At 43.5% G+C, this 10,350-nt stretch carries 10 protein-coding genes and 1 tRNA gene; 3 read left to right on the forward strand and 8 right to left on the reverse strand.

Features of this window, described 5'->3' with window-relative positions; all coding sequences use genetic code 11:
• Positions 1-13: 13 nt before the first annotated feature.
• Positions 14-889 (reverse strand): LysR family transcriptional regulator, encoded by an 876-nt coding sequence (locus EAI83_RS10610; RefSeq protein WP_021652963.1) that lies wholly within the window; start codon positions 887-889, stop codon positions 14-16.
• 320 nt (positions 890-1,209) lie between these two features.
• Between EAI83_RS10610 and EAI83_RS10615 the strand changes: the two genes are divergently transcribed.
• Positions 1,210-2,976, forward strand: coding sequence for an ABC transporter ATP-binding protein (locus tag EAI83_RS10615; protein ID WP_129975355.1), 1,767 nt, complete (start codon positions 1,210-1,212; stop codon positions 2,974-2,976).
• The gene (locus tag EAI83_RS10620) at positions 2,973-4,736 is read left to right on the forward strand and encodes an ABC transporter ATP-binding protein (protein ID WP_129975357.1); all 1,764 of its coding nucleotides are present in this window, start codon (positions 2,973-2,975) and stop codon (positions 4,734-4,736) included. The genes EAI83_RS10615 and EAI83_RS10620 overlap by 4 nt, the downstream gene beginning before the upstream one ends.
• A 200-nt stretch (positions 4,737-4,936) precedes the next feature.
• On the opposite strand, the gene EAI83_RS10625 is transcribed toward EAI83_RS10620, so the two are convergent.
• The 4 genes from EAI83_RS10625 to EAI83_RS10640 form a co-directional block, all read right to left on the reverse strand.
• Complete coding sequence (locus EAI83_RS10625) at positions 4,937-5,629, reverse strand: hypothetical protein (protein ID WP_015526812.1); 693 nt, start codon at positions 5,627-5,629, stop codon at positions 4,937-4,939.
• A gap of 98 nt (positions 5,630-5,727) precedes the next feature.
• Positions 5,728-7,029 (reverse strand): [FeFe] hydrogenase H-cluster maturation GTPase HydF, encoded by a 1,302-nt coding sequence (gene hydF, locus EAI83_RS10630; protein ID WP_129975359.1) that lies wholly within the window; start codon positions 7,027-7,029, stop codon positions 5,728-5,730.
• Between the two features lie 109 nt (positions 7,030-7,138).
• Entirely contained in the window at positions 7,139-7,282 is a 144-nt protein-coding gene (locus EAI83_RS10635) for a maltose acetyltransferase domain-containing protein (RefSeq protein WP_015526815.1), read from the reverse strand.
• Between the two features lie 192 nt (positions 7,283-7,474).
• Positions 7,475-7,753 carry a hypothetical protein gene (locus tag EAI83_RS10640; RefSeq protein ID WP_092070922.1) on the reverse strand — a complete coding sequence of 93 codons (279 nt, stop codon included), beginning with the start codon at positions 7,751-7,753 and terminating at the stop codon, positions 7,475-7,477.
• A 77-nt stretch (positions 7,754-7,830) separates the two neighbouring features.
• Between EAI83_RS10640 and EAI83_RS10645 the strand changes: the two genes are divergently transcribed.
• A complete protein-coding gene (locus EAI83_RS10645) occupies positions 7,831-8,652 on the forward strand; it encodes a Cof-type HAD-IIB family hydrolase (protein WP_015526816.1) in 822 nt (273 codons plus the stop codon).
• 92 nt (positions 8,653-8,744) lie between these two features.
• On the opposite strand, the gene EAI83_RS10650 is transcribed toward EAI83_RS10645, so the two are convergent.
• The 3 genes from EAI83_RS10650 to EAI83_RS10660 form a co-directional block, all read right to left on the reverse strand.
• Positions 8,745-9,305 (reverse strand): flavin reductase family protein, encoded by a 561-nt coding sequence (locus EAI83_RS10650; protein WP_015526817.1) that lies wholly within the window; start codon positions 9,303-9,305, stop codon positions 8,745-8,747.
• 6 nt (positions 9,306-9,311) lie between these two features.
• Positions 9,312-9,881 (reverse strand): NUDIX hydrolase, encoded by a 570-nt coding sequence (locus tag EAI83_RS10655; RefSeq protein WP_015526818.1) that lies wholly within the window; start codon positions 9,879-9,881, stop codon positions 9,312-9,314.
• A gap of 208 nt (positions 9,882-10,089) precedes the next feature.
• A tRNA-Asn gene (locus EAI83_RS10660) sits at positions 10,090-10,162 on the reverse strand.
• Between the last annotated feature and the right edge of the window lie 188 nt (positions 10,163-10,350).

A 10,350-nucleotide genomic window follows, 5' to 3' on the forward strand; every position in this document is an offset into this window, starting at 1 on the left:
TCCAGGTCCATGATCAGATTGCAGGGTTTCCTGCATATTTCTCACAGATATTGATAAAATCCTGCATCACGGCAGAAGGCCTGCGATCCTTTTTCCAGGCAAGAAGGATCCTGGTCTTCAGCTTCTCTTCTTCAATGATGCGGATCGGAAGATCTGTACAGAGATCTTCCATGGATCTTGGAAAAACGGCGGTTGCAAGACCTTCCTGCACCCAGAGCATGGCGTCTCTGGGATCATCGCAGACACAGAAAATATCTGGCTGGAGATTTTTTTCTCCAAAGGCTTTCATCAGAAATTCTTCGTACCGCCGGTAAATAATGAGAGGGCATCCGGTCAGCTCTTTAAGGCTGATGCCCTCTTTTTTTGTCTCATTTTCCGGGATCTCCGGAGGAAGGACCGCGATCATGGGTTCCTCATCCAGTTCCAGATAATTTAAACCTTCCAGCTTGATAGGTGTACGCACTACCGAAACATCAATGATCCCATCCATCAGATAATTCAGAAGTGTAAAGGTGATCGCATCCCTTACCTCAAAGTTTACATCACAATTTTCCCTGGAAAATCTGGAAATATAAGGCATAATGGTGGTCACTGTGGTTGGCGTGATCCCGATACGTAAAACCTGTTTTTTCCCTGCTTTGGATACTTCCAGTTCTGTGGAACGAACGTAGCTCAAAATGTTCTCTGTCCTGTCATAAAGAAGCTTTCCTGCTTCTGTCAGTGTCACGCCTGCCCTGGTCCGCTCAAAAAGCTTCACCTTCAGCTCTGCTTCCAGCTGCTTGATCTGATAGCTCAGCGGCGGCTGGGACATGTTCAGTCTCCTTGCGGCTTCATTGATGCTTCCTGTTGCTGCGATCTCATGAAAATATTCCAGCTGTCTGATTTCCATATATAAATCCTTCTTTCTTTATCTGATATATAACACAGGTAAAACCCATCTACTGCTTATTGCTTTTCGCTGTCCCACAGAGTACTTTCTTAATTCGGTTAAGAAATACTATATCTGCAATGCTTTGTAAATACTATGAATATCTTTCCCACGCAATTATCCTAAAAACCATACTTCTATCATCCCACAGATTTCCGTCCCAGGCAATAGCAAAATTATATTATCATACATTAAAAACAATATTATACGTATTATCTCCATAGGAGTATAATAACAGAGGTTTATTATAGAAAAATAAGGAAACGGAGGAAGAAAAAGAAATGCGAACACTTGCAAAATATCTTCAAAACTACAAAAAAGAAAGCGTTCTGGCTCCTTTTTTCAAGTTTCTGGAAGTTGTATTTGATCTGCTGGTGCCTGTCGTCATCGCCCAGATCATCGATGTGGGAATTGCAAATAATGACCACGGCTATATCGTTCAGAAGTTTTTTATTCTGATACTGATGGCCGCTGCAGGACTTGCAGTCAGCATTACTGCACAGTTTTTTGCTGCAAAAGCCAGCGTAGGCTTTGCCACAGAAGTGCGTCAGGCTGTATTTGACCATATCCAGAAGCTTTCCTATACGGAGCTGGACACCCTTGGCACTGACACGCTGATCACCCGTCTTACAGACGATGTCAATCAGGTACAGAACGGAGTAAACATGGGACTCCGTCTTCTTCTTCGAAGCCCGTTTATTGTTCTAGGCTCTATGGTAATGGCTTTTACCATCAATGTGCGCTGTGCACTGATCTTCGCAGTTGCCATTCCGGTACTGTTCCTGGTTGTCTTTGTGATCATGTTTTTAAGTATCCCGCTTTTCAAAAAAGTACAGGGACGTCTGGATTCCGTCACCCGTCTTACCAGAGAAAACCTGACCGGTGTCCGTGTGATCCGTGCATTTTGCCGTGAAGCTGATGCCGTTGCGGAGTTTGACGAAATCAATCTTGCACTTACCAGACTGAACGAATTTGTCGGAAAAATCTCTGCACTTTTAAATCCTGCAACTTATGTACTGATCAATATCGCAACAGTAATCCTGATCCGGACTGCAGGTGTACAGGTAAACCTCGGAAACATGCAGCAGGGTGAAATAGTTGCTCTTTACAACTATATGGCACAGATGATCGTAGAACTGATCAAGCTTGCGTCCCTGATCATCACCCTGAACAAATCCATGGCCTGTGCGGATCGCGTTGCCGGAATCCTGAAAGTCGATTCCACCATGACTTACCCGGACAAAGCTTCCTTACCGACTGTGGAAAGCAGTGACTATGCAGTCGCTTTTGACCATGTAAGTTTCTCCTATGCAGGAACCGGCGCACCTAGCCTTTCTGATATCACTTTTTCCGCAAAAAAAGGCTCTACGATCGGAATCATCGGCGGTACCGGAAGCGGTAAATCCACTCTTGTGGATCTGATCGCCCGTTTCTACGACGCAACCTCCGGAGTCATTACCCTCGACGGTCAGAATGTACAGACCTATTCCAGGCAGAAACTCAGGGAAAAAATCGGCGTAGTTCCTCAAAAAGCAGCACTTTTCCAGGGAACCATCCGCGATAACTTAAGCTGGGGACGGGAAGATGCCACAGACGAAGAAATGTGGGAAGCACTTACCACTGCTCAGGCTCGTGAAATCGTAGAGAAAAAGGACGGTCAGCTGGATTTCCGTCTGGAACAGAACGGCCGGAATCTTTCCGGTGGCCAACGTCAGAGACTTACCATTGCCCGCGCTCTTGTGAAAAAACCAGAGATCCTGATCCTGGATGACAGTGCCAGTGCTCTTGATTTTGCCACAGATGCGGCACTTCGGAAATCCCTTCACCAGCTTGGTGGAAAAACAACCACCTTCCTGGTATCCCAGAGAGCCGCCAGCATCCGCCAGGCCGATCTGATCCTGGTACTGGATGACGGTCAGCTTTCCGGAAAAGGAACCCATCAGGAGCTGATCTCTACTTGTAAAACCTACCGTGAGATCTTTTTCTCACAGTTCCCGGAAGAGCGTACCAAATATGAAAAAGCGACTGGAAAGGAGGTCCTGGCATGAGTAAAACAGATACAACCGCCAAAAGCAAAAACAGCATGGCAACCTTTTTCAAGGTACTACGTTTCATTGGAAAATACCGTTTTCTTCTCGTATTAAGTGTGATCCTGGCAGCAGTCACTGTAATTTTGCAGCTGTATGTTCCCGTACTTTTTGGTTATGCCATTGATGAGGTCGTTGCTGCCCACGAAGTTGATTTTACAAGAATGGGATTCTATCTTTCCCGTATTCTTGTCATGATCGTATTTTCCGGCATTGCCACCTGGATCATGAGTGTCATCAACAACCGTATGACCTACCGCACAGTACAGGATATCCGTGCAAGATCCATCCGCCATATCCAGAAGCTTCCTCTGTCCTACCTGGACGGACACAGCACCGGTGATATCATCAGCCGTGTCATCGCAGATACGGATATTCTTTCCGATGGTATGCTCCTTGGATTTACACAGCTGTTTTCCGGTGTCATCACCATCATCGGAACCCTGCTCTTCATGTTCTCCAAAAATGTGTGGATCACTCTGATGATCATTGTCCTGACACCTGTAAGCTTTTTTGTGGCGAAATTCATCTCCTCCCATTCCTTCCAGATGTTCCGTGCGCAGAGTGATGCCCGTGGACGTCAGACTGCACTGATCGAGGAAATGATCGGAAATCAAAAAGTGGTTCAGGCCTTTGGTTACGAAAATCGTTCTTCCGAACGTTTTGCTGCGATCAATGAAGAACTCCGTGATGCCAGCCAGAAGGCTGTTTTTTACAGCAGCCTCACCAACCCGTCCACACGATGTGTCAACAACATCATTTACGCAGGTGTAGCTCTTGCAGGTGCCTTTCTGATCCCGGGCGGTCATCTGACTGTCGGTGGACTTTCCGTACTGCTGGCTTATGCAAACCAGTATATGAAGCCCTTCAACGATATCAGCTCCGTGATCACAGAGCTTCAGAACGCTCTGGCATGCGCTACCAGGATCTTTGATCTTCTGGAGGAAGAGCCAGAAAGCCCGGATCCGTCCGGAACTCTTGTCGATGTAAAAGGTGCAGTGGATATCCAGAATGTTTCCTTCCGCTACGAAGCGGACAAACCTCTCATTAAAAACTTTAATCTTCATACAGAACCAGGCAGACGTATTGCCATCGTAGGCCCTACCGGTTGTGGCAAGACAACTTTTATCAACTTGCTGATGCGGTTCTATGACGTCACCGGTGGAAGTATTTCCGTGGACGGAACCCCCATCACCGATGTTTCCAGACATGCCCTCCGCGGAAGCTATGGCATGGTTCTCCAGGATACCTGGATCAAGCATGGAACTGTCCGTGACAACATCTGTATCGGAAAGCCGGATTCTTCTGATGAGGACGTGATCCAGGCAGCTAAAATGTCCCACAGCTGGGAATTTATCCGCCGTCTTCCAAATGGCCTGGATACCATTCTTTATGAAGACAGCTTAAGTCAAGGACAAAAGCAGCTTCTCTGCATCACCCGTGTCATGCTGTGTCTGCCGCCAATGCTGATCCTTGACGAGGCAACCTCCAGTATTGATACCCGAACAGAAATGCTGATCCAGGAGGCCTTTGACCGGATGATGCAGGGGCGAACAAGCTTTATCGTTGCACACCGTCTTTCTACCATCCGCAATGCAGATGAGATTCTTGTCATGAAAGACGGAAGCATCATCGAACAGGGAAGCCATGAAGAGCTTATGGCAAAAGGCGGATTCTATCAGAATCTTTATAACAGCCAGTTTGTGAAGGTTTCTGAATAATATAAGCTGATTTTAACCGAATCAGGCAACTGGCTAAATGCGAATCGCAAATATCCGCCTGACTTAAAGTTCTCCGGAACACAGATTTTCTGTACCGGAGAATTTTTTTATACTGTATCAATGATATAAAAAAAAATAAACATCTCCATATGATATCTATTTTGATATCCAGGATGATGTCTATTTTTATAAAACTATATTCAGATCTTTTTATATTTTGTCCGAAGAAGCCATTTCTGATCGATCACTTTCAGTTCTTCTCCAAAACGGATGTGAAGCCTTACAGAACCCGGAAGCTGCTCTACATGCTCAATATTTCCGGTTCCGAATTTCGGATGACTGACATCCTCTCCGATCTCATAGCGTACAATACTGTTCTGAGTATTCCTGTGCTGCTGCTCTCTTCTGTAAGTATCCCGCACCGTTACAGTACGGTCATGGATCGGGCTTCGGAGTTTTTTCTCATAGTTGTGTTTCATCAGAGCTTCCCCTGCCTTATAATATGGCGTTGGTGCCGCACCAGTCAGGGAACAGCAGTATTTCCAGGCGCTTCCGTGGGTTCCGTGCTGCCACTGATACTCTGAGGGAATGTGAAAATTATATTGCATATAGTGGGCATATTCATGTTTGTAAAGATCCAGTCGGTCTTCTTTTTTCAGAGGATTTTTTACCGCATAGCCGATAAACAGCAGAGAAAAATGGAAATGCTCTTTTTCGTGGCAGCTGCCTCTTGTATAAGATCCCAGCAGATCCGGCTCCATGCCAAAAGTTATAGGGATCTTTGCTCCGTTAAGATGAAATTTTTTATCGAATTCTGCATAGAGACTTCGGATCTGAGCTGTAAGTATTGGAATTTCTTTCTGCAGGGCCTGTGAAAGTGTCTGATCGATCATTGTATCTGCAACTCCTTATCGTCACCTTTTGCAAATTTATAAAATGAACAATCGCTACTATATCATTTTTCGGAAAAAATGTAAACACCTGAAAAAAATTACTGTTCCAGTTCTTTCCTCACATCCGGGAACATTTCCACACAACGTTTCAGGATTCCCTGCATGTACGCAATGGCAATTCCGTAATTGGTGATAGGAATCTCCTGATCCAATGCACATTTCTGACGGTAACGCATTTCTCTCTCATTAAGCATACATCCGCCACAATGCACGATCAGACTGTACTTCGTCACATCCTCCGGGAAATCTCTTCCGGAAGAATACTCAAATTCCAGCTCTTTCCCCGTATAATTACGGATCCAGCGTGGAAGCTTGACTGTTCCGATATCATCACACTGCCTGTGGTGGGTACATCCCTCTGAGATCAGGATCTTGTCACCGTCTTTCAGCCGGTCCAGTGCTGCTGCCCCAGCTGCCGCTGTCTTTAGATTTCCTTTAAATCTGGCAAACAGAATAGAGAATGAAGTAAGCCAGATGTCTTCTGGAGTTTCTTCACTGACTCTGGCAAAGACCTGGCTGTCTGTGATCACAAGCTTTGGTTTTTTCCCCAGGGTTTCCAGTGTATTGGAAAGCTCATCCTCTTTGATCACGATGGCTACTGCTCCGGCTTCCAGCACATCACGGATCGTCTGCTGCTGCGGAAGGATCAGACGCCCTTTTGGTGCAGCTTTATCTATGGGAACTACAAGAATCGCAAAATCTGATGGTTCAAGGAGATCCCCTACCAGACGCAATTTCAGTTCATCCGTTACTGCCAGCGAAGCGATCTTTTCTTTCAATTCGTAGATATTCTGACCGGTGGCGGCGCTGGCATAAATAGATTGCTCTGTGTTCTGGTTTTCATGATCCTGTTTCTGGCTGACACTGCTCTCTTTGACCGCACCCGCATGGGTATTCTGGTTTAAGTTATTATCTGAAGAAAGCCGGTTCCCATCTTTTGTTTTCAGCAGATCTGCCTTGTTATAAACAACCAGATATGGAATCTCCTTTTCTTTAAAAATATGGATCAATTCTTCATCCACACTGGTTTTTCCCACAGTGGCATCTACTACAAGAACTGCTACATCCACTCTGTTCAGCACCTGTTTCGCCTTGCGGACGCGAAGTTCTCCAAGATGTCCTTCATCATCAATACCTGGTGTATCTATGATTACCACCGGGCCCATAGGAAGTAGTTCCATGGCCTTACTTACCGGATCTGTAGTAGTTCCCTTTACATCGGATACCACAGCCAGCTCCTGGCCTGTCACCTTATTTACGATACTGGATTTTCCTGCATTTCTTCTGCCAAAAAAACCGATATGTACACGGTCTGCTGACGGTGTTTCATTCATTCCCATAATTTATCCTCTTTTCTTTCAGCATCAGACAGGTCCTCATCCATTCCTGTTCCTATCAACCTGCTTCTTTTTGATTTTTCAAAAGCCGGACATTCCTTCCACTCTTATATCATAGTGTAGTATCTCTTTCAGCATTTCTTTTATCCAACTGTGTGGGACGTGTCATATTGAAATCATAAAGTCGATCCAGCTTTTTGATCTGATCCTGGATGATCTCATCATCATTAGGAAGATATAGCTCTCCTGTATGCATTTTTTCTCATTGAGCGCATGTCAGCACCTCCTTTTTTTGCGTTTTTACAAAAATGATATTTTTTATGTTATCATATCCTATATTCACCTACAAGCATGAATTTTCTGAATAATCCGAGGCTTTTTCGTGAATCTGTTATATTTATATATAATCTGCAGATTTATCTTCTGTCAACAGATTTCTGTATTTTTGCTATTCACAAAATCTTCCACCCTGTCGGATCACTTTATTTTTCTGCTCTGTTTCCAATTCTTCATCGGTAAAGATCAACTGGTACTCACTGACATCATTATATTTTATGAGATTTTTTTTGCCAAACTTGGTATGGTCCGCCAGAAGATAGCTTTCCTCTGCATTGGCATACACGCAGCGTTTCACAGCTGCTTCGATCTCTCTAGTGGCCGATGCTCCAAAAGAGGCATCTACTGCACTGGCTCCAAAAAAAGCTTTGTCATAATGAAATCTGGATATATTTTTATTTTGTTATTTATGTGCTATTTTATATACAGAAACACCTATACTCATCTTTTACAGAAAGGATCTCGAATATGAAACCATTATCTTCATTTAAGCCACAGGCTGTTTTCAGCGATATTGACGGCACTTTACTAACCTCAGAACATGTGGTATCTCCGCTGACTAGTTCCGCCATTCATACTTTGACAGATCAGGGCGTTCTGTTTACTATTTCTTCAGCACGAAGCCCTTCCGGCATCCGTCCTATTATTAAAAAAAATGATTTCCATTGTTGTACCATTGCATTCAGTGGTGCACTAATCCTGGATGAAGATCAAAATATCCTTTACGAAAAAGGAATAAGCATTTCCGACGCTTCCAAAATCATTGATGTGATCGAAAAAAAATGTCCTCACGTGACCTGGAATGTTTTTACCTCAGAAGACTGGATCGTAAAAGACCGGACAGACCCTCATGTGATCCATGAAGAAACGGTTGTGGAAACTACCTCTATAGAGGGATCCCTTCAGTCTCTCTCAGATACGCTTATGGTAGATAAAATCCTGTGTATGTGCGATTCTGAATATATGTCACCGTCAGAAACACTTCTTCGCAAATATTTTCCGGAATTATCTATTGCAAGATCTTCCGATTCTCTTCTGGAGATCATGGCTGGCGGCATAAACAAAGCGGAAGCTGTAAAATATCTTTGTGATCTTCGAAAAATCCCTCTTACCAGTACTATTGCATTCGGAGATAATTATAATGATCTGGAAATGCTGGAGGCAGTAGGATGTGGAGTTTTGATGGGAAATGCACCTTCTGAGCTGCAAAAACATTTCTCTTTTGTAACAAAGAGTAATGATCAGGACGGGATTTTTCAGGCCTTTAAAGAATTAGGAGTTCTGAATTAAAGAATATTTATAACAAATAGAAAGTCTCTTCCAGAAGATAATTTTTTATCTGTACCTGTGAAAGAGACTTTCTGTATTTCAGTAGATATTATTTATTTCAGTGCCGTTCCGGCTTTAAAAGCATCGCCGACTTTTTCGCCAAGACGGATATATGCATTGTTGAACGGATCAAAAGTGATCGGTGCTGCTTTTGCAACATCTACGTTTCCATTTTCATCCAGAACGCTCTCATCCACGCTGACATTTACGATCTCACCGATCAGCCGGCAGGTGTCTTTATCATAGCTTTTCAGCTTACATTCTATACAGATTGGAAGCTCTTTGATAATAGGTGCATCTACTTTTTCAGATTTTTCTGCTGTAAATCCGGCTTTTACAAATTTATCCGGCTCTTTGTTTCCGGAAACAATTCCTACATAGTCGCAGGCTGTCATATGCTCCACATCTGCCATACTTACTGTAAAAGCGCCTTTTTTCAGGATGTTTTCAGTTGTTTTATGATTTTCACTGACACAGATGGAAATTTCCTTATCATCGCTGATTCCTCCCCAGGCTGCATTCATAACATCCGGTTTTCCATCCTCACCATATGTAGCGATCATTAATACCGGCTGTGGATAAGTGTAAGGCTTTGCTCCGAAATCTTTTCTCATGATCTTTCACTCCTTTATTGTATTGCCGTTACTTTTTATAAATTGACGTACAAGCTGCAGACCTCCCAGCGGAACACAGAATTTATCTCTGTGCTGACTGCATTGCTGATACGTTTCTTCCAGATCAAACCACTGTACCTCTTCTACTTCTTCCTTTTGAAGTGTAAGATGATCGATCTCTACAGGGTGATCGTAAATATAAACAAAAGCGATTTCTTCATCCCGGAATATTTTTCCATGAAATTCTCTGGCAAAAGATATGGGGAATTTTCCTGCAAACTGCAGATCAGCTGATTCCGCATGGATTCCCAGTTCTTCTTTCAGTTCCCGTAATGCCGATTCCATTGGTTCATCTCCCGCCTGTATGTGACCTGCAGATGAAGTATCAAATTTTCCAGGAAAGGAGTCCTTGTTTCTGGATCTTTTCTGAAGAAGGATCTCTGTTTTTTCATTCCTCCGACGGATGATCCAGATATGAGCAGTACGATGAGGGATTCCTTCTGCGTGAGCAATACTCCGTTCTACGATCTTTCCAGTGGGATTTCCGTTTTCATCTATGATATCAAATAATTCCATTTTTCTGCTTCTTTCTCATAAATTATTCTTTCTTAACCAAACCAATTTCATTCTAGCATGATTTCGAAATAGTTTCCAGTCTGTTATCAGAAAACATTCTATAGGGGATTACTTGATTCGGTCAAATATTACGATATATATAACGGATATTTATACAAACATATAAAAAGTGCCTGTAAACAATTCCTTGTTTACAGGCATAAAAAAACTCCCCCTGTTGGACTCGAACCAACGACACTGCGGTTAACAGCCGCATGCTCTACCGACTGAGCTAAGGAGGATTACTTAAATATTTAATTAAGGTTTGTACCTTAAAAACTACATACATGCCTGTTGATCGTTAATCAAACTCTTTGAATCAATTCTAACCTGCGTACCGATACTCCAGCGGTGGTCATCTCACGACTCCGTCGTTCGATGTCATTTGCTTCGCAAATGTTCAGTCTGTACCATAAATGGTTCTCCACAA

Origin of the sequence: Blautia sp. aa_0143 (genome assembly GCF_004167315.1) — a bacterium.
Lineage (GTDB): Bacteria > Bacillota > Clostridia > Lachnospirales > Lachnospiraceae > Blautia_A > Blautia_A fusiformis.